The organism is Hyphomicrobiaceae bacterium, assembly GCA_041397645.1.
GTDB lineage: Bacteria > Pseudomonadota > Alphaproteobacteria > Rhizobiales > Hyphomicrobiaceae > Hyphomicrobium_B.
In genome coordinates, this window is sequence record JAWKWE010000004.1 from 771,698 (window position 1) to 792,119 (window position 20,422).

The window sequence follows — 20,422 nt, forward strand, 5'->3', positions numbered from 1 at the left end:
GTGCGATACCAGCACGGTCGACGTTTTCGTGGTCCATCATGCAACCCGAGCGGCAATGCCGCGTTTAGTGTCGAAGCGGTTGGTTTATTGCGGAGTTAGCGACAAATGCGAGGCCTATTCGCCATCAAGGCACTCACGATTGTGCTGTTTCTTGCGCTTTCGCAGAGTGCTTGGGCCGAAGACCCTGCGCCGTCAGGTGCCAAGGTAGACCGCACCGAGCTACCGATGCCGCTGCCGCCTTTCGAGGGCAAGATCGGGGAGACCTACAAGGAGAGCGAGGAGGCTTGGCCCAAGGTTCCAGCGCCGCCAGAAAATGCGCCGAACGTCGTGGTGATCTTGCTCGACGACGTAGGCTTCGGCCAGCCCTCGACCTTCGGCGGTCTTATTCCGACACCCAATCTCGACAAGCTCGCCAGCGAAGGGTTGCGTTACAACCGCTTCCACACCACTGCGATCTGCGGGCCCTCGCGCGCGGCGCTGCTAACCGGACGCAACCATCACGACACCTCGAACGGCTTCTTGATGGAATGGGCGACCGGCTATCCGAGCTACACAACTATGATCCCGCGCGAGACGGCGACCATCGGCGAAGTGCTCAAGAACAATGGGTACACCACTTGGTGGTACGGTAAGAACCACAACACGCCGGACTGGGAGACCTCCGTCGCCGGCCCCTACGACCGTTGGCCGACCGGCATGGGCTTCGATTATTTCTACGGCTTCAATGCCGGCGAAACACACCAATATTATCCAACCCTGTTCGAGAACACGGTCCCCGTGGAGCCCCCCAAGTCGCCAGACGAGGGCTATCACTTCATGACGGACATGACCGATCGGGCCATCGCCCGCATGAAATATTCCAAGTCGGTTGCGCCCGATAAGCCCTTCTTCATGTACTTTGCCCCCGGAGCCATGCACGCCCCGCACCATGTCACTGCCGAATGGCGCGAGAAGTTCAAGGGCAAGTTCGACATGGGCTGGGACAAGTACCGCGAGCAGGTGTTTCAGCGCCAACTCGACATGGGCATCATCCCGCCCGACACCAAGCTGACCGAGCGGCCCGACTGGGTGCCGGCTTGGGACAGCCTGACCGATGAGCAGAAGAAGCTCTACAACGCGCTGTTCGAGAACTATGCGGGCTTCTTCGCCTTCACCGATCATGAGATTGGCCGGCTGCTCGATGCCATCAAGGAACTGCCTGACGGCGACAACACGCTCATTATCTATATTGTCGGCGACAATGGCGCCTCGTCGGAAGGCGGTCGCGACGGCACGCTCAACGAGATCAAGGGCCTCAACGGACTGCCGACTACGATCGAAGAGACCCTGGCTAATATCGACAAGCTGGGCGGCCCCGAAACAGAGCCGCACTATCCCGTCGGCTGGGCCTGGGCCGGCAACACGCCTTTCCAGTGGGTGAAGCAGGTGGCCTCCCATCTCGGCGGCACGCGCAACCCGATGGTCGTGAGCTGGCCGACCAAGATCAAGCACGACGAGAAACCGCGCGACACATTTCTGCATCTGGTGGACGTGGTGCCGACCATCCTAGAGGCGGCGAATGTCCCGATGCCGGAGGAGGTCAACGGCGTCGCGCAGAAGCCGCTTGCCGGGAAGTCGTTCCTCGAAAGCTTCTCCGACCCGGAGACCGCGGGCAGGTCCGAGCAGTATTTCGAAATCCTGAGCAACCGGTCGATCTATGGGGACGGCTGGAAGGCGAATGCGCAGCACACTCTGCCGTGGCGCCAGGATCTTGCCCCCGGCAATTGGGACAAGGACAAATGGGAACTCTACAATCTGGACGAGGACTTCTCGGAAGCCAACGATCTGGCTGAGGCCATGCCGGACAAGCTTGCGGCGATGAAGACCAAGTTCGACGAGGCGGCGGAGAAGTACCACGTCTATCCGCTCGACGACCGAGGCGCAGCCCGCCTTGCCGTTCCGAAGCCGCCGCCGCCGGGTTCCGATCCGAAGGCGACGAAGTTTACCTATTACGCCGGCGCCACGCGGCTGCCCGAGACGGCGGCGCCACAGATGAAGAACCGCAGTTGGACGCTCACGGCCGACGTCAAGACCGAGGGCACGAAAACCAACGGTGTCATCATGGGCTTCGGCGGGGTTGCCGCAGGCATGGTCTTCTATCTCAAGGATGGCGTGCCGATCTTCGACTACAACTATTTCGAGGATCACGCGGTCATCAGGGCCGACAAGCCCGTACGAGACGGCGAAACGAAGATTGAACTCGCTTTCGACTACGAAGGTGGCGGCCAGGGCAAGGGCGCCAAGGTCACCATCAAGGTCGACGGCGATCAGGTGGCGCAAGGCGAAGTCCCTGCCACGGTTGCCGCGCGCTTCGGCGTTGATACCTTCGGCATCGGCGAGGACAGCGGCCAGCCCGTGACGTTCGACTACAAGCCGCCATTCAAGTTCGACGGCGAAATCAGGAAGGTCGTTATCGACTTGAAGAGGTGACCGAAGGCGTGACTGGAACGCAATGTCTGCTTCTGGCACCAGCACCAGGATGCCATTCTGGCGGCTATGAGTCCGGCGCGGACTGTTCTGAGGAAAAACAGCCGACAAACTTTAAACGAGAAAGTTGAAACAGGGTACACCCCATGAGAGTCCTGAAATACGCAGCAATAGCCCTCACCGCTTGCCTCAGCACGGTGAGGTCGCCCCCGCCCCTGGCGCGGAATGAGCAGGCGTCGCCCGCCCGCGTGCGTTGAGCCGCAAAGCGCGTCGTGCGCGCCTATGAGGAGTTCTATGCTGGCTACTTGGAGGACCCCAAGGCTGTACTCGAACGCACATTCGAGGAGACAGCAGGTTACGACGAGATTGTCATGCTGCGCGACATCCGGCTGGAATCCCACTGCGAGCACCACATGGTGCCAATAATCGGACGCGCACACGTCGCATATCTTCCGGAAGGTCGCATTGTCGGCATATCGAAGCTTGCACGGCTCGTCGAGATTTACTCAAAGCGCCTTCAAATCCAGGAAGTCCTCACCGCACAGATCGCCGATACGATCAACGAGGTTCTGAATCCTATTTCGGGATGGATTTGGTCGAGGCAAGCGAGCCGAAACTTGCGATCCATGAGAAGGCGGATGAGCTCAGGATAGCGGGTGAAGGGTGCGCCGTTCGGATGATCGGTCGTGAAAAAAGACGCGCCAGGGATCCTCAGCAAGAAGGAACAGCTCGAGGCCAATCGCCCACTGCAATGCGTTGATGAGGCTCTGCGGCCGGTACCGGTAGGGAACGCCCCCCCGCCACCCTCACATTCTCCATCCCAGACCACGTATCTGCGTGGGCTCGCCGTGTGGCGATGCGAGAATTGCGCAATGACATCACCGGAGCCTGATATTTACCAGTTCCGCTTGGAAGATTCGACGTGAGATGACCCACATTCCTGTCTTGTCCGGCATCGCCGTCGCGCTCGCAAGGCAAAGTCGACCGGATGACACCGCTTTTTCTTTGAATAGTGTTCTCCTCAGTTGAGAGACATCTCAGCATGCGCCTCCACCAACGTGCTGATCTCACGATTACCTTCGGCGCAGTTATTCCGTCTCCATCTAACTGCGCGGGACGTGCGCCCTTTGCGGTCAGAACACGTCCGACTAACGGCGTTGGTCCGGTCTGCGCCGCTGTGACCGTAAAGATGCAGGTTGCTCGCCTTATCGCAGATATTGGGGCATGTAGGCTTGCTTTTCCGGATAACATCCGCTTCAATATTTTGGATATTATAACATCCAAGGTTGGTTCGCATGGTCAACAATACGGTTTTCACCGCGCGACGGGACGGCATCTGGCGCGAGCGCCGGGCACAGCTGCTCATCAGGACGGGCGTTGCCCTAAGTTGCTGGTGTGCGAGCCCAGATGTGGCCATTTCCCAGCAAGCACCTGCGGTCGATCTGCCTGAAGTAGTGGTCGTAACTGCCCCAAGCCCCGTGGCGAAGCCGAAAAAAAAGCAGGCCGCCCAGCCCAAGCCAGCTGCCGCGCCGACGCCTTCCTCCGCGCCTGCTCCGCCCGCCGCTGCCGGACAGCCGGCCGTGGTCGAAGCCACCAACCAAACGGTTCCGGGTCCAGGACAATCCGCTACGACCCTTCCGGGAACCCTGATCGTGGTCGACGACACGTTTGCGACTGTGACGGTTGTGACGCAGCGCGATGTGCTAGCTACCGAGGGTCAGACGATTACGGATTCGCTCCAGACGAAACCGGGCATCGCCGGCTCGACATTTGCCCCTGGTGCCAACCGGCCGATTATTCGCGGTTTGGATAATTACCGGGTGCGCATCCAGGAGAACGGCATCGGGAGCGGCGATGTCTCGGCGGTATCAGAAGATCATGCGGTCACGATCGATCCCTTCTCCGCCGATCAGACTGAAGTTGTGCGAGGTCCGGCAACCCTACGTTATGGCAGTCAGGCAATCGGTGGTCTTGTGGCCATCGAAAATCAACGAATCCCAACCTTCATTCCGAATGGTGGAGTGTCAGCCGAGATCAAGGGTGGGTTGACATCCGTCGATGAAGGCCGCGATGGCGCAATCCGCGCAACTGCTGGCGCCGGGGGGATCGCCGTGCACGCGGATGCCTTCAAGCGCCATGCTGACGACTATGAAACTCCCAAGGGAATAGAGCCCAACACCTTCGTCGACAGCGAAGGATTTGCGGTCGGTACCTCTCTCATCGGTCCATCCGGGTTCTTGGGCGTCGCTTTCACACGCTTCAATAGCCTCTACGGAATTCCCGGCGAGGAAGCATTAGAACTTCGCCCGCGCATCGATCTTGAGCAGGACAAGATTCTCGCCAAGGGCGAGTGGCGAGTGAAAGACTTTGGTGTCGAGGCTCTGCGCATCTGGTTCGGCGCGTCTGATTACGCCCACAACGAAGTCATCGCTGCCGAAGGGATTATCGGCACGCGTTTCACCAACAACGAATATGAAGCCCGCGCCGAACTGCAGCACCAGACGTTCCGAACGGGACTCGGTGAATTGAGCGGCGCCATCGGCGTGCAATGGGGCGATCAGGACATCGCGGGTGTGGCGGTGGATGAACCGGTGGACGCATTGCTCGATCCAGCGAACGTAAAAACCATCGCCGGCTTTTGGTTCGAGGAACTCCAGGCCACCAATGCGCTGCGCTTCCAAGCCGCCGCCCGTATTGAACAAGCCGAAGCGACCGGCGACGGCTATACCGATATCAGCAACCCGCTCGATCCAGCAGAGTTTGCGGGCACGCGCAGCTTTACGCCAGTTAACGCAAGTCTGGGCGCGCTCTACAATCTGCCAATGGGCGTCGTCGCACGGCTGAACGGGCAGTACGTCGAGCGCGCGCCGGCCGCCACTGAACTCTATTCAAAGGGCGTCCACGAGGCGACGGGAACGTTCGAGATTGGTAACCCCAATCTCGGCGTTGAAGCAGCACAAACCGTTGAACTCGGCTTCAGAAAAGCCTCTGGCCCGTTGCGCTTCGATGCGACGGCCTACTACACGAAGTTCGACGGCTTCATCTACAAACAGCTGACCGGCGTGGACTGCGCCGACACTCTGGTGTCGTGCGGTGTGGATCCAGATGCATCTCTGAGGCAGGTGATTTACCAGCAGCGCGATGCGACCTTCTATGGCGTCGAGATCGCCGGCCAGTACGATGTCGCCGCGATCTGGAATGGCATCTGGGGCGTCGATGCACAGTACGACTTTGTCAACGCCGAGTTCTCGAACGGCGAGAACGTGCCCCGCATGCCTCCGCACCGTCTCGGTGGCGGCCTCTACTACCGGGATCAGGCATGGTATGCGCGCGCCGGCGTGTTGCACGCCTTCGAGCAGGACCGCGTTGCTCCGGATGAGCCGACAACGCCCGCCTACACGCTCGTCTCAGCGGAACTCAGCTATACGACGCAGCTAACAGATCTCGGCGGTCCGCCGCAACAATTCACCATTGGTCTAAGAGGCGACAATCTCGCAAACGACGAGGTGCTCAATAGTGCGTCCTTCAAGCGCCTCGAGGATGTGCTCCAGCCCGGCACCAGCGTCCGCCTCTTTGGGTCTCTAAAGCTAAATTGAACCACTCGCTGAGCGCCGCGCAGCCGCTAATGAAGACAAGCACTCCGAAGTTTTAGTTAGCAGTTCACCGACTACAACGAGGGCATCCCGATGGAGACTGGTCGAATTCCTGAACCATTATGGACGCGAGCCACGACATTGGTGATGCTCAACATCACTTACTCTGCCTGCGCTTTGGTTGCATTCCCGCCGGCAGTGCGAGCCACCGTATCCGACACACCAAGTCCAATGATGTTCGCGGGGCGCGACGCAATTTTCCACCTTGTAGACGTTCGTGCTTACCGGCACTGCTACAACACCCCCCGGCGGACTTACTGTCACACGAATGAATGCCTCCCAATAGGATCAATTCCCTGTTCAGTGGGGACCAATCAGTCCACGCGCGCTTTATCTGAGAAGATGATCAGTTCGCATTCGGTCCATTCGCGCTGACGGCACTAATCAATGTACAACATGCCCGGAGAGACAATCGTCCTCTCAGGATGACTCATGCGGTAAGATCGGCCAGACCCAGTAAGGCTCGATGAGCTAACCTAATAGGGTGTTCTACCGGACCGCGTGATCGGCATAACAGGCGCGCATGGCCTCGCATCGGTGAGGACCTGCAAAATGCATGCTATCGCCTCGTGCCGGCGAGATGAAAGCGCAAATCTGATCCAATCCCGCCTCGTCAAGCCAGCCCTCTCGTCGGCCCCGCTGGACCGCGAAACAGTCTGCCGTTTCCTCGTCGGGTCCCCGGAACTGGTGGCCGCATTCGTGCGAAAAGATCCACCTTCTGACAGGGTTTGAGACACGCGCCAGGAGGCGCGTGTTCACAATTAGAAAGCCGGGATAGGCCGCCGCATAGTCGTCGAGAGATACCGCCAATCGCTCAGACAGCATGTGTATGTGTTTCAATGGAGTGCCAGGGTGTCGTAAGAGATGCAACGCACGGAGATCTACGAACTTAGATTTGCTTTACGGCTTGATGACCTCGAGCGGCCCATGATCATCGCAATGATCGCCATGAGGGTGATGTAGGTGACCGTCGACAAGGTAGTCGATATGATCGCCATGCGGCACAGCCTCATGCCCGCATCCAGGACCATGGACGTGTCCAGGCTCATGCGCGCCACAGCGATGGTTCGGTGTGCAAGCCGTAGGATTGATTTCTGACACTTCGATGACATGCTCATCAACATGGCCGTCATGCATGTGATGCAGGTGACCATCGTGCAAATAGTCCACATGGCCGTTGTGCTTCACGGCAGTATGGCCGCATCCGGAACCGTGCTGATGAGGGTGATTATCATGATGTGGATCAGTGCAGGTGGACATGGCGCATCTCCTTCAACCCGAATTTCTTAGCTTAGCAGTTTCTTTCATCATGCCGCAATGTTGCGTCCAATCCTCGACTTCGACCGAACAATGTTCTGTTCGGGATCGGCTGTTAAGTGACTAAGGCAAGAGACGGGTTCGCTCGCGCAGTCTCGATGGCGCCATAACCCGTTCAGACAGTCGGGGGGGGTATGCAGTTCGGGTACGCAACACCGACAATCTCGGCAGAAGCCACGGCACGGCCAACACACTTGCCGAGACCATTTAGGTTGCCGCCGCGGCTGTGTTATTTGGCGCAGCTCTCGCGGCGACAACGGCTAAAGCCGACGGGATATCGGGTGTCGAACCCGCCTACTACGAGCTACCCGCAATCTGGAGCGGTCTCTACGGAGGCGGGCACATCGGCTACGCTGATGCACACCACGACGACGGCTTCGTTGCGGGCGCTCAGCTTGGGTATAATTGGCAAGCAAACGCGATTGTATATGGAGTCGAGGGCGACATTTCCTTCACAGGAGCCGACTCGGTTGATTGGTTGGCCTCAGTGCGTGGGCGACTGGGGTAATTTAGTCCAACCAAGTTTACTACTTTACGGCACAGCTGGCGTTGGCGGCAGCGACGATGCAGGCTTCGTCTATGGTTTGGGTCTAGAAAGCCAGCTGAGCCACTCCACGACAGGTCGCATCGAATATTTGGGATACGACAGAGATCACGGGGTTGGCGTGATCCGCGCAGGTTTGAACTTTATGCTCGGACCCTAAAGCGCCATCGCAGCACGATTCCGAACTAGGGACTTGGTCGGTTCCTGCGGCGTGGAATTCTCGCGCCGTGCCGAACAGCTTGTGCTGTGTGTGCCTGGCTCCGGCGGCGTCCTCTAAATTCCAAGCCGATCACGCAGGGAATAGTACCACGACCCGAGTGCTGAATACGGTGCTCTAAACATCCGTCCGCCAGGGAATGGATACCACGGGAGTTTGGCAAAAGTGTCGAACCGGCCCAGATCACCCATGACGGCCTGGCTGAGAATGCGACCAAACAAGTGTGAGCCGGTGACGCCATGCCCGCTGTATCCGTGGGCAAAATAGGTGCTCTTGCCCAATCGCCCCATCTGCGGCACGCGGGAGAATGAGAGCGCAAAATTTCCGCTCCAAGCGTAGTCGATCGCAGCGCCTTTGAGTTGCGGAAAGACCTTGAGCATGTTTGGGAGCAGCTTAGCTACGATGTCGGCGGGATCAGTGCCACCGTAGACGGTTCCGCCTCCGAAAATCATTCGGTTGTCAGACGAAAGGCGAAAATAGTCGAGGATATAGCGAACGTCCTCGACACAGAGCCCTGTTGGCAGCAGCTGCTGGGCACGTTCCGGGCCCAGCGGCTCAGTTGCCATCATTTGAGTGGAGACGGGCATAACTCGTGACACCAGCTCGGGAACCACGTTGCCTAAATAAGCGTTGCCGCAAATGATCAGCGTCTTGCAGCGGACTTGCCCGAGTTCTGTTTTGACAACCGGTGCTGCGCATTGATCGACCGAGACCACGCTAGTGTTTTCGTAGATTACACCTCCCAATGTCTCCAGCGCTGCAGCCTCACCGAGGGCAAGATTAAGCGGGTGCATGTGGCCGCCGCTGTGATCGATCATGCCGCCGCAGTACACGTCCGAGCCGACGTGATGGCGTATGCCATGACGGTCGAGAAGTTCGTGATCGTCCATTCCGTGCGTGCGCCACAGCTTCTGCTTGGCTTCGAGATCCCTCATCTGCTTGGGTGTGTAGGCAGCGTACAAATTTCCATCTTTGAGATCGCACTGAATTGCATACTTGGCGACGAACTCTCGGATGATCTTGCCGCCCTCTTGCACAAGACTGCCGACGAAGGCGGCTGCTCCTGTTCCGTAGCGGCGCTCAATGGTGGCAAGGCTAGCATTGAGCCCGTTGACGACTTGTCCGCCATTTCGACCCGAAGCCCCCCAGCCGACACGAGCTCCCTCAAGCACAATTACGCGATAGCCCGCTTGTGCGAGGTGAATTGCGGTCGACAGGCCTGTATATCCTGCGCCGATAATGCAAATGTCCGCGTCTAACGAGCCTTTTAGACGTGGTCTCTGAGGCGCAGGATTGGCCGTAGCAGCATAGTAGCTGGGCGGATATGAACCATCTCCGCAATACCGATGAACGCGACTGGTCAAAAACAGCCTCCGAGTTGCTGAACGTTTACCTGCGTTACGTGGAAAATTTAACCGCATGTGAGAATTCTAACGAGACCAATTCACCTAGACGGCATTAGAGTATAGATGGGGACGCAGGTAGCAATGCGGACAATCAAGTTTATGGGGATCCCCATTCTGATAAGGTCCAGGGAGCGATAGCATCGTGCACCGTAGGCCATCGTCTTGGTGGTGACCTGCTCGACTTCTTCGGACCGTTCTTAGCTTGAGAGATCAGCCCTCGTTGCTTCTGGGTTGTCTTCCGATGTGACGGGGCGGAGCGCGAAGGCTCGTAGAGCCGCACCGATCGGATATGAGCGTCATCCTGACTTTATGCGGCGCGAAGAAAGCCATGACCGGATCATGCATCCATGTGAGGACGCCAAAGAATAAGTTTCTCGTCGACTGCAGAGCTCTTCAAATCTCTATCCAACTTACGCCGATTAAACTTCGTCAATAGATCTTTTGACCTTGGAGAATAGCTTCGACATCCCGCGCGAGCGGAACGGTAGCCAACGTCATCGCTTGTTCCCAGTCAGTCGAAATGCCCACCTTCGAGCGCCCATACGCAATCAACAACGTCACGTAGGTAAAGGGCCGCTGCCGAATCAAGGCGTTTCGCCTCATCCAGCGCAATGACCGTGATAGTACTTTCTTAGCGGCGATCTGCTTGTAGCGTGGGTTGAAATGCGTTGTTCCGAACCGCTTCAATATTTCAATAGTTTGATGAAATGTGAGCGCCTCTCGGCTCGACAATCTATTTTCGACTCCGACCAATTGCCAGCACACGGGAGCATCCACCCTCAGAACGCGGCCATGCTCGAAAACGAGCAGCGCAACCGCCAAATCCTGACAGGATACCAAGTCTTCCTCCAGCCTAACGCCTGGATCGAGAGATCGACGGCTGATCAACGCCGCCGTCGGGATGTGGTTATATCCGGAGATCGCATACAATAAAGGATCGTCCAGGATTTCAAATGTACAATCGGCCTGGTCCTGCGATTCAACCCCAAAGCATGCTAGCGGCCCAGGCCCATATGGAATCATATTCCCAAAAACGTAATCTGCCATCTTCGATTCGGCCAGTTGCTTCAGAACTTCTGTTGAGCCTGGAATCAATGGGTCGTCGCAATCAATAAATCTAAGCCACCGCTGCTGTCCCAGACCAAGAAGCTTATTGGTCACATTAAAGATGCCCCTGTTCTGTTGTTTGTGAATTGATATGCGATTATCGCGCCTCGCAAAGTCGACGATGATGTCCCACGAGTTATCGCTCGAGCCATCGTCTACAATAACGACTTCACCATCAGTTACCTGCAGTTCTCCATAGACGGTTTGCAAAACTACCCGCAGGTATTCGCACTTATTGTACGAACTTATGAGATAGCTGACAGACATTATCCCCTCCTATGCGCAGCCATCAGGACCGACTGCGGCGTTTCCGTCTAGAGGAAAGTTGGCACGACAAACCACGGAGCGCCCAACTGGCTCCGTCTATGATCTCACGTATCCAAACTAGTATTGAGAGCAGCAACGGCATGCGGCGAGACCGATCATGCACTCGCAGCAATGTCGCTTTTCATATGACGCCGCTAAAACACGACCATCTCTCTAAAATTGTATTATGAGCGTGCCTGGGTTGCTAAACTAATTTTGTCGCACTCCTGTCACCGCGGAGATCCAGACAACTCGCCGGTCAAGCGAAAACATAATTATTGATGCACGCGCCAAAAACGGGCAACTATCAAGGGTACAGGGCACGCTATCTATTTGGAGACTTTATGGATAGTACATCTTTTGTAACGAGCTATCTGGATCGGACATCAAAACTGCTATTGGAGCTTAAGTCGATCCAGCCGCTCATCGTAGAGGCCGCGGCTAGGATCGAGGCGGCACTCCTGGATGGAAAGAAGGTGATCTTTTGTGGGAATGGTGGGTCGGCTGCGGATGCGCAGCATTTAGCCGCAGAGTTCATGGGAAGATTTTTGATCGACCGCGCCCCAATGCCCGCATTGTCGCTCACAGTCGATACTTCAGCGCTCACCGCGATTGGTAATGACTACGGATTCGAGAATGTGTTCTCGCGCCAATTGCAGGGAATCGCCGTCGTCGGCGACGTTCTTTTCGGGATGTCGACTTCCGGCAGTAGTGCCAATGTCGTCAAAGCCTTCGAGGTCGCGCGAAATTTGGGCGTTTTTACAATCGGACTGACCGGCGACGGGGGTGGGAAGATGTCATTGTCAGCGAACCTATTAATAGCGGTGCCTGAGACCAAGACAAGCCACATCCAAGAGGCTCACATAACCATCGGCCACATGATTTGCGCAATGGTTGAGGACGCAATTTGCTTGCACAAGCAGTAATCCTTTGTGGCGGACTCGGCACGCGACTTGGCACCTTAACGTCGGTGACGCCGAAACCTCTCCTGCAAGTGGCAGGCCGCCCATTTCTCGACCACTTAATTCAGGAGATTGCACGTTACGGTGTTCCTCGTATTACACTCGTAGCAGGTCATATGGGCGAACAACTAGTTGCCGCTTATGATGGCCGACGTTGTGACGGGGCCACCATTGAGGTTCTGGTTGAACCGACACCAATGGGAACCGGAGGAGCGCTGCTATTTGCCCGATCTTCTCTCGCTTCTGAATTTCTGCTCATGAACGGTGACTCCTGGATCGATGAGGATCTAGTCACCTTTTCTCGCTCGTGGCGACGGACGCGAGCATCAAATTCGTCAGTGGTGGCGCAACTGCTATTGCAGTACGTAGCCGATTCCAGTCGCTTCGGACTAATTGAGCTGAGCGATTCCGTCTCGGGCCCCGGCCTGATTTCATCTTTCAGCGAGAAGCCGAACGCAACTCCCAAGGCTGGGTTGATCAACGCAGGTGTGTACATATTAGACCGCATGATAGTCGATAAGATTGCGGCCGAGAAACCGGTCTCGCTGGAACGCGACGTGTTGCCAACGCTTGTTGCCGCTGGTCGCGTTGCCGGCGTGCCCGCTCGACGCGGAAGTTACTTCGTCGATATAGGAGTGCCTGATTCCTATGAGTCGGCGCAGATCGAATTGCTTCGCCACCGCACCCGTCCCGCGTTGTTTCTTGATCGCGACGGTACGCTCAATGTCGATCGCGGCTATACGCACCGCGTCGAAGATCTGCAATGGCAGCTCGGTGCGCGGGAGGCAATTGCGCTCGCCAACCGTGCAGGTTGGTACGTTTTCGTAGTCACAAATCAAGCCGGAGTTGCCCATGGTTACTTCGATGTTTCGGCGGTAGAGGCTTTCCACGCTGCGATGCAGTCCGATCTGTTTGAGTTGGGCGCACATATCGACGCGTTCGAATGGTGCCCGTACCATCCTGAGGCAAAAGTAGCTGAATGGCGTGGACCTAGCCGACGGCGCAAGCCGGAGCCTGGCATGATTCAAGATCTACTCGCACAATGGCCGATCGAGCGCAGCAGAAGTCTTATGATCGGTGATCGCGAAATTGACGTAGAAGCGGCCGTAGCCGCCGGAATCAAGGGCGTCCGATATAAGGGTGGATCGCTGGTCAAACTCTTGGGTGAGGCCCTTCGTTGCGAGATGTAGCATGTGGATCAGCAAAACACCTCTTAGAGTGAGCTTTCTCGGAGGCGGCACCGATTACCCATCATATTTTCGAGATAATCCCGGGGCGGTGCTGGGCGGGACTATCGACAAGTACGTATACGTGCAAGCGTTACCTCTAGCGCCAATAGCAGAACAGAAGTTTCGCGTTACCTACCGGACGACCGAAAGTGTGAACTCGGTCAATAACATCCGCCACCCTGTAGTCCGCGAGTCCCTTAGGCACTATGGCTGGAACGATCCCCTAAACATTGCAACAATGTCCGACCTACCCGGAGGAACTGGGCTGGGCAGTTCGTCCGCTTTCACGGTCGGTTTCATAAATTTATTGCACCGAATGCGCGGCATAGAACTGACGCGCTACGAGCTGGCGCGCCATGCGATCCGAATGGAGCACGAGATTCTGAACGAGAACGTGGGTGTCCAAGATCAGGTTCACGCAGCCTTCGGCGGTTTAGCACGCTATGAATTTACAGGTCAGAGCTTCTCAATCGAGCCGCTGCGAATGAGCACGAGAAGACTGTCATTGATCAATGACTCGATGTTGCTGGTCTATACCGGTGAGCAGCGCAGCGCATCGGCAGTGCTCGAAGAGCAAGAGAAGCGTACAAAGTCGGGCGCAAACATCGATCATCTCCGAGAGATGTACCACATGACGCGCGCAGGCACCGCAATCCTCGAAGCGGAGGGGGAGGACATCAACGCGCTCCGTCAATTCGCCGAACTTCTTGACCATGGCTGGCAACTCAAGCGAAGGCTAAGCAACGCGATCTCGACTTCTGCCATCGATGAACTTTACCTGACTGGAAAAAGTTTAGGCGCAATGGGTGGTAAGCTCCTAGGCGCGGGCGGTGGAGGTTTCGTGTTGTTCTTCGTGGAGAAAGAGCTTCAGCCACTCTTTATTCAAACCTTTGGGCCCGCACGCGTGATCTCGATTTCTATGTCGAACGGCGGTTCTTTAGTGACGAAGTTGCCCTAGGTGCGGCTTGTCGAAACAAGTTGAGAAGACAGGAGGCCAATTCATGACCATTCGGCGCATCGTGGTCGTTTCTCCGGCTGGTCCCGGCAGCAAAGGCGATGAGGCATTGATCGGCGGAACCGTTGGCATATTTGAGGCATATCCGATCATCGTGCTAAATCCCGACCGGGAGGCGAGCTGGCTTGATGTAGTGCAAGCTCATCCTTCTTCAACAAGAGATTTGCGCGAAGTATCGGGACCAATTCGAGCCTTTGCCGACCAGCTTCGGGAAGATGACGTTCTCTTTGTTGTCGGCGCAGACGTGATTGATGGCAGTTGTGGCCTTGAGCCTGCGATGGATCGCATCGACCTCATGGCCGATGCTCTGGCTATGGGATTGCCTGTTTATGCCAGCTGCTCTTTTCGCTCCGGAGTGGCTCCTGAGCTACTTGAACAGTACCAACATTTGGTCGGTGTACGGTTCTTGGTGCGCGACGAACTTTCTCTTGAAAACCTCAAGCGGCAAACTGGGATTTCGGGCCAATCGTTTCCAGACCTCTCCTTCTTTCTACCCGCAACAGAACAGAGCATAATCGCCGAGGCATTATCAGCTCGTCTTGCGGAGGAGCGCTCAGTGCGCGGGCCGATCATTGGGCTAAACTTCTCGGAACAATCTTTCCGATCTTTTTCCGATGAACATTCCGAAGGCAGTCGTCGCGCGTTCATTGCCACGGTTCTCAACAGCCTTATTGAGGCCCACCCATCGGCATTCTTTGTGCTTCTATCGAATGATTGCCGAGACTGGCCCAATCACCCCTCGGACGATGATTTTGGGGTAATGGCTCTCGATTGGATCGCATCGAACCTCGGTCCTGACCGCGCTGCGAACATTGATCGGTCTGCTCGATACATTGACAATATAAAGATTGTCGAGCTTCTCGACTTTTTGGTGACAGGGCGGATGCATCTCGCGTGCGCAGCCTTCCGAGTTAGAATCTTGCCATTGGTGCTGATGGGCGAGGGCAGAAGCTACAGCTCAGTCGACAAGATGCGGGGAGCGTTTGAAAGGCATCTGGGCACCGCTGAAGCAGTGGTAGACACCCCGAATGAGATCGGCCGCAAAAGTGCCGAGTTGATGGATCGTCGGGCGGATTTCGCGGAAATTCTATCTCGTCAAAGCCAAGAACTAGAAGTGGAATGTGAGATGTGCGCCAAACAGCTCCACGCCGAGATTTCCTCACCTAGTCCATCAGTCGATCCGCAGCAGGCCGCGATTGCATTCGCACGTCTTGCGGCGACTCGGAAAGAGCTGCTCCAATTGCGTGGAGATAAAGAAAAAGCGGATGCCGATCGCTCAACTGGTTCGCCCGAGAGAATTTGCGTCGAAAAAGAAGAAGCGAATCATAGCGCCGCACTCGAGGAAATATTGGCCAAAGCGCAGCAGGCCCGAATAGACGATGCTAGGCGAATTGCCTCCCTGGAGAGCGAATTGGCCGAAGTGAGAGGTAAAGCACTCACGCCAGCCGCAAATTTCCAGGCGCTGATCGCGGGCGGTGACGCGCTGGCTGAGAAATTGAGACGCGCTTATGATCAACCGTTGAAGCCGCTGATACGAGCAACAGAAAGAAGTGCATTGCGTCTGGCTCTGTTGCTCGGCTCAGCATTTTCCGAGCGTCGGCGCAAACGGTTTCGGCGGTCGCTGGCAAAGCGGGTGCCAACAGTTTATCGTGAACAATGGGACCACATCGTCTCTGAGGCGATGGTGGGACATGACGACGTCTTGTTTGCTATGAACCGTGACGCGGGCCGTCGCGCCACTCGGACACAGAAGTTTGCCCATCGAGCACTTTTGCTCCTTGCCGACTTATTCGAGCCGATCTCAGAGCGCCGCTCCCGTCGATTTCGACGGTCAGCGGAGAAGCGAGCACCGCGTACCGCTAAACTCGCAGACGAAACCATCAAAAATGCCGAACCGCAGATTCTCAGGCGAACTCTAGCAGTCGACGATCTATCTCGGTCCAGTCGCATCCTGGTCGCCGACTTCCGCTTGCCTCGGCCGGATTTCTCGGCTGGTGAACGTGCCACCTTCGGCCTTCTGACTGATCTTGTAGCGCTAGGATACGACGTGGTGTTCATAGCCTTCAATGGCGTCGACGATCCAGAATATCGAAAGCCACTCGAAGATCTCGGCATTACCGTCATTACCGGCGAGAACGGAGCTGACACAGCTGCTTCCTATATTCGCGCCCAGGGCCGAGAGTTCGGAGTCTTCTACCTAATTCGCTTCGACGTCGCCGAAACACTGATACACATTGCGCGGGCAATGGCGCCGAATGCTTGCATCTTGTACCACGCTCCCGACCTCTGCTTTTTGCGCGAGTCTCGAGCGGCAAAGTTGAGCGGAAACGCAGACGATTTTGAACGCGCTGCTCGTTCCAAAGTGCGAGAATCTGCAATGATGCGGGCTTCTGACCACATAGTTCTGGTCAGTCCAGCAGAACGTCCATTTGTAGAAAAAATTGTGCCTCGCGATCGGATTTCAATTTTTCCTGCTCTTTACAGCTCGATCGTCTCAAGTCCGCCGGGCTTTGCGTTTCGTAAGAACCTGTTCTTCCTAGGAGGCTTTGAACACAAACCCAATCACGGCGCCGTAAGATGGTTTGTAGATGGGGTCTGGCCATTGGTTCGGGCGGCCATTCCCGAGGCAGAGTTCCACATTCTCGGTGCCGAAGCGCCGCCTGACATTAGAGCTCTTGGGCAGCATCCTGGTGTTCGCTTCATAGGCTACGTTTCTGATCTTGACGCGGCTCTGTCCGGTTACCGGATCAGTGTGGCTCCACTTCTTTTCGGTGCCGGCATTAAGGGGAAGGTCGCCTCAGCCATGGGGGCTGGCGTGCCGACAGTGACCACTCGAATCGGCGCCGAGGGGATGGGCATCGCCGACGGCGTACATGCGCTGGTGCGGGACGAAGCAACAGCCTTCGCAGAGGCGGTGTGTGCGCTCTATCTTGATGAAGAACTTTGGAACCGACTGTCATCCAGCGGGCAGAAGCTAGTGGCCCGCCGCTTTGGCGGTGAAGCGAACCGCGCCGCCCTTTTGCGCGTGCTCGAAGCCGCCGGAGCCCTCCCCTTTGAGAAATATATTTCCTACTGCAAAGCGGCGGCTCCTGTTTCGCTTCCCACTCCAGAGTCGGGGGGCCAAATAGATCTCACCATTGTCGTTGCTTTACACGGTGATCCATCGTTGTCGCGGGCTTGCCTCAAGTCCCTAGCCTTGAACTGCCTGGGGACTGGTCTTCAGTGCGAAGTGATTTGCACCCTTAATGAACCCTCCGACGAGATGCATGAAACGGCCGAATTTCTGACCGGTTTCAAGATTGTGCAGTGCGCCGCCAACAAAGATCCCCTGGCATGTTGCAACGACGCTGTTGCGGAGGCGCGAGGTCGTTGTCTGCTGTTCGTGGATAACACAACTATTGTTTCACCAAATTGGCTAGAGGCCATTGTGGAAGCGATAGAGCGTGAACCGAACGCAGCTATGGTCGGATCGAAAATACTCCGCCGAGACGGACAAATCGACATGGCGGGAGGAGTTTTGTTTTCGGATGCTACAGTTGCAAGGGTTGGCCATGGTCAACCCCAAAACTCCGCTGCCTACGCAGTTAATCGCGAGGTCGACGTAGCATCCTGGGAGGCAATGCTGGTTAGACGGTCGTTCTGGGATACAGTTGGAGGCTTCGATAATCGCTTTGCATCGTTCAAATGGAGTGCGCTCGATCTCATGATGTCTGCTCGAGAGCAAAACATGAAGGTAATGTATGCAGCTGAAGCTGTTGCTGTAAAAACCAATCTTGTCATAGACGGCACGCCCACCCCGGGGGCGGACCAAGCTGCATTCCTCGCGAAATGGAAATTGCCCCTGGAGACCGAACACCTTCCTCGGGGGACGCCCCTACACATTGCAGTTGCATGCGCCGAACGTACGGCTCCAACTTCCGCGGCTGAGCGGCGACGCGCTGGTCGTTTGAACATACTATATTTCAGCCCGTTCCCTTCACATCCTGACAGTCACGGAAACCAAGCCACAATCCAATCTTTTGGGCGTAGGTTCCAAAAAATGGGCCATAGGGTGCATTTCGCGCTCCTCGAAAGTACAATTTACGATAGTGACGCGCTCGACGCGATGCGCACCACTTGGGACACTTTTGATATCCTGCCAAATTCCCGCAGATTGTGGGCCGATGGTTCTGATATTAGTTTCGATAGTTGGTATGACCCTAGACTGGGTGAAAACGTCAGGCGTCTTTGTGAGAAGTACGAAATCGATGTCCTGTTCTGCTCCTACGTGTTTCAGTCAAAGCTATTGGAGTACGTCCCAGCCCACGTATTGAAGGTGATCGATACTCACGACAAAATGGGAAATCGCTATGAAATGCTGCGGGCAAATGGCCAACCGGTGGAGTTCTTCTCGTGTACGCCTGAGGAGGAGGGTGCATATCTGCGCCGCGCCGACTTAGTCGCCGCTCGACGGGCCGAAGAGGCTAGATATTTCGACGAAGTTATGGGAAGCGAAAGGTCGTTCGTTCTGCCCCATGTGGAGGATGCCAGAAATCTTCACCGTACTTTCCACGCATTGAGAAAGGTCGGCGTTGTAGCCAGCGCCAATCGCATCAACCTCATTGTACTTCACGATTTCCTGGCCGAGATCGCCCGGCGATGCGGCGACAATTGCCCCTTCACAGTCGAGATCGCGGGGCAGGTAAAGTCTAAGATCGGTGATCTGTCGCCCGAACAGCAACGCGAATTCCGGCGCCCCTGGGTTCGAATGCTGGGCTTCGTGCCTGATATATCGACTTTTTACAACGCGGTCGATTTGATCGTTTCGCCTGTCACCATGGGAACCGGGATTAACGTCAAGACAGTGCAGGCTATGGCGTTCGGCATGCCGCTTATTACCACCAAAGTTGGGATTAAGGGCATTGAGACAGACGAGGCCATGCACAATCATGAAACACTGGTTGAATTGGTAGATTCGCTGTTCAACCTGCTTGGGAAGGAAGGCGATTTGAGTCGCTTAGCTGCGGTGAGCGTCAAGCGTTACTGTACATTCCTAGAGTCGGCGCACGAAGCTATCCAACACATGTTTAAGCATCCCAAGATCGCAGCGCGCTCTTGCTTCTGCGGCGCGCCAATGAAGCCTCTGGTTCAGTTTGGTCACACATCAAGACGCAATTGGCGCGGCCAGCGGTTCACAGCTCTAACTTGTAGTACGTGTTGTTACGTGACTTTTGATGCGCCGTCTGAGAGAGATCTTGCCCAGTATTATAAGGAAGAATACGGAAAAGGCTCTCAACAGTATTACACCATTGAAGACGACTACGACGCTCACAAGACGTCGTCTCGGGCAGATATCGCACTAAATCTATCGCAAACATTTCTACCAAAGCACACCGATCCAGTTTTTCTCGAGTTGGGATGTGCATTCGGTGGCACCGTATTCGAATTGCGCCGCCGTGGGTTCAATGCCTTCGGTATGGATTTGAACAGCACCGCAATAACGGCCGGTAAAAAGCGCGGAAACCAATTTCTTTCAGATAGTCCACCAGAACAGTTCCCATCCGAAAGCGGGACACAGGCCAATGTAATAACGTCTTTTCATATGCTTGAACACGTACCTGACGTTCGGAGATATCTGACCGCCCTGAAACCTGTGCTTTGCGAGGGTGGAGTAGCGATGTTTCGAGTGCCTAACGGATCGTATCTTAAACCTTGGCTCAAGGGTTTCGAAACTTGGGATTGGTTTGCGTTTCCAGATCATTTGCACATGCTAACGCGGCGCTCGGTGTCATGCTTAGTGCGGTCGTGCGGCTATGAACTGGTTAGTCTTCGTTCGAATGCGTGCGGCGAGAGCGTCGACTCTGTGAGATCCTGGCTTCCAGAGGGCCATTTATGTACGGAAGCGTCGATGGGGGCACTGGGCGCCGCGGGATGCCTGATGGAACTAGAATTCGTTATCCGTAAGCCTGGCAGTTCGCCAACCAATGTCGTGCAAGAATGGATGGCCGAGGCTTCGGCCGATGCGGACCGTTCAGCTGACACAGAACGTGCATTGAAACACGATCCTGAAGCCTTCGCTGCAGCGCTGTTGCGGGAGACTTGAGACGTCGCTGCAATCCTCGAATCGCCCGGTCAGTCGGTGCGCAACTCCCACATTGAATTCGCAACCGGCCCACCCCGACATAGCTTCAATACCCATCACCCCACATTGTTACAAAGAC

At 56.0% G+C, this 20,422-nt stretch carries 10 protein-coding genes and 1 pseudogene; 8 read left to right on the forward strand and 3 right to left on the reverse strand.

Annotated elements, in window-relative coordinates:
* Nucleotides 1-105: 105 nt before the first annotated feature.
* The 3 genes and pseudogenes from R3D51_03580 to R3D51_03590 all read left to right on the forward strand — a co-directional run bounded on the left by R3D51_03580 (nt 106) and on the right by R3D51_03590 (nt 6,062).
* Nucleotides 106-2,469 carry a sulfatase-like hydrolase/transferase gene (locus R3D51_03580; GenBank protein MEZ5898555.1) on the forward strand — a complete coding sequence of 788 codons (2,364 nt, stop codon included), beginning with the start codon at nt 106-108 and terminating at the stop codon, nt 2,467-2,469.
* Nucleotides 2,470-2,732: 263 nt separating this feature from the next.
* Nucleotides 2,733-3,044: pseudogene (locus R3D51_03585) on the forward strand (GTP cyclohydrolase I).
* A gap of 717 nt (nt 3,045-3,761) precedes the next feature.
* Nucleotides 3,762-6,062, forward strand: coding sequence for a TonB-dependent receptor (locus tag R3D51_03590; protein MEZ5898556.1), 2,301 nt, complete (start codon nt 3,762-3,764; stop codon nt 6,060-6,062).
* A 957-nt stretch (nt 6,063-7,019) separates the two neighbouring features.
* Here R3D51_03590 and R3D51_03595 read toward each other — a convergent pair.
* Complete coding sequence (locus R3D51_03595) at nt 7,020-7,379, reverse strand: hypothetical protein (protein MEZ5898557.1); 360 nt, start codon at nt 7,377-7,379, stop codon at nt 7,020-7,022.
* A gap of 283 nt (nt 7,380-7,662) precedes the next feature.
* Between R3D51_03595 and R3D51_03600 the strand changes: the two genes are divergently transcribed.
* Nucleotides 7,663-7,944 (forward strand): hypothetical protein, encoded by a 282-nt coding sequence (locus R3D51_03600; protein ID MEZ5898558.1) that lies wholly within the window; start codon nt 7,663-7,665, stop codon nt 7,942-7,944.
* Between the two features lie 309 nt (nt 7,945-8,253).
* On the opposite strand, the gene R3D51_03605 is transcribed toward R3D51_03600, so the two are convergent.
* Nucleotides 8,254-9,561: an FAD-binding oxidoreductase gene (locus R3D51_03605; GenBank protein ID MEZ5898559.1), complete on the reverse strand. Its 1,308-nt coding sequence runs from the start codon at nt 9,559-9,561 to the stop codon at nt 8,254-8,256.
* Between the two features lie 471 nt (nt 9,562-10,032).
* The gene (locus R3D51_03610) at nt 10,033-10,977 is read right to left on the reverse strand and encodes a glycosyltransferase family 2 protein (GenBank protein MEZ5898560.1); all 945 of its coding nucleotides are present in this window, start codon (nt 10,975-10,977) and stop codon (nt 10,033-10,035) included.
* A gap of 383 nt (nt 10,978-11,360) precedes the next feature.
* Here R3D51_03610 and R3D51_03615 point away from each other — a divergent pair, with 383 nt between their 5' ends.
* The 4 genes from R3D51_03615 to R3D51_03630 are packed head-to-tail and all read left to right on the forward strand — an operon-like array spanning nt 11,361 to nt 20,304.
* A complete protein-coding gene (locus R3D51_03615) occupies nt 11,361-11,942 on the forward strand; it encodes an SIS domain-containing protein (GenBank protein MEZ5898561.1) in 582 nt (193 codons plus the stop codon).
* Complete coding sequence (locus R3D51_03620) at nt 11,924-13,168, forward strand: HAD-IIIA family hydrolase (GenBank protein ID MEZ5898562.1); 1,245 nt, start codon at nt 11,924-11,926, stop codon at nt 13,166-13,168. The genes R3D51_03615 and R3D51_03620 overlap by 19 nt, the downstream gene beginning before the upstream one ends.
* A gap of 1 nt (nt 13,169) precedes the next feature.
* Nucleotides 13,170-14,165 (forward strand): galactokinase, encoded by a 996-nt coding sequence (locus tag R3D51_03625; protein ID MEZ5898563.1) that lies wholly within the window; start codon nt 13,170-13,172, stop codon nt 14,163-14,165.
* 43 nt (nt 14,166-14,208) lie between these two features.
* A complete protein-coding gene (locus R3D51_03630) occupies nt 14,209-20,304 on the forward strand; it encodes a glycosyltransferase (GenBank protein MEZ5898564.1) in 6,096 nt (2,031 codons plus the stop codon).
* Nucleotides 20,305-20,422 lie beyond the last annotated feature (118 nt).